Source organism: Abiotrophia sp. HMSC24B09, assembly GCF_001815865.1.
Lineage (GTDB): Bacteria > Bacillota > Bacilli > Lactobacillales > Aerococcaceae > Abiotrophia.
The window spans coordinates 1-617 of the sequence record NZ_KV822209.1 but is presented as its reverse complement, the minus strand read 5'-3'; the positions used below and the strand labels follow the sequence as shown (position 1 = coordinate 617).

1 protein-coding gene is annotated in these 617 nt (G+C 55.8%); it reads right to left on the bottom strand.

The genetic code is table 11. The features are described 5' to 3' along the window. Window positions 1-617, bottom strand: a 617-nt coding sequence (locus HMPREF3093_RS09895) for a DUF1542 domain-containing protein (protein ID WP_218970168.1), incomplete at both ends; no start/stop codon positions are given.

Here is a 617-nt window from a genome sequence, read left to right as displayed (position 1 = left end):
GTCACCGCTTCATCGTTCGCTGCGTCCTTGATCGCTTGCTGCGCTTTCGCTAACTCTTCGTTGACCTTACGAACGGCTTCCGCTTTCTCATCGCTCGTTAACGCCGCGTTGCGCTCAATCCCTTGCTTCTTAGTCTCGGCTGCTTGCGCTACCGCTGCTAAGGCTGCTGGTTTAGACTTGGCTTCGCCCTGGATAGCGCCAATGGCCGCTAGGCCCGCTTCCTTGGCTGTGCCCACTAACGCATTGGTGTCGGAACCGTTAATCGCGTTGCGCGCGTTTTGGACTGCCTCGGTGACTGCTTGGATCGCTTTCGCTTGCTCTTCTGCGGTCAATTCCTTGTTCTTGCTGATTTGATCCTTCTTAGCTTCCGCCGCTGCTTCCACTTCCTTGATCGCATCTGGACGTACCTTCGCTTCTGGCGTGATACCCGCAATCGCGGTCGTACCATTCGTCTTAGCTTGGGTCACCGCGTTTTGGTCTGCCGCATCTTCCACTGCTTTCGTTGCGGTTGCTGCTGCTTGAGTCACTTTCGCCTTGGCTGCGTCTTTCTCGTCTTGCGTTAAGTCTTGACGATTTTGGATCGCTTGACGTTGCGTTTCCGCCGCGCGTTCAATCGC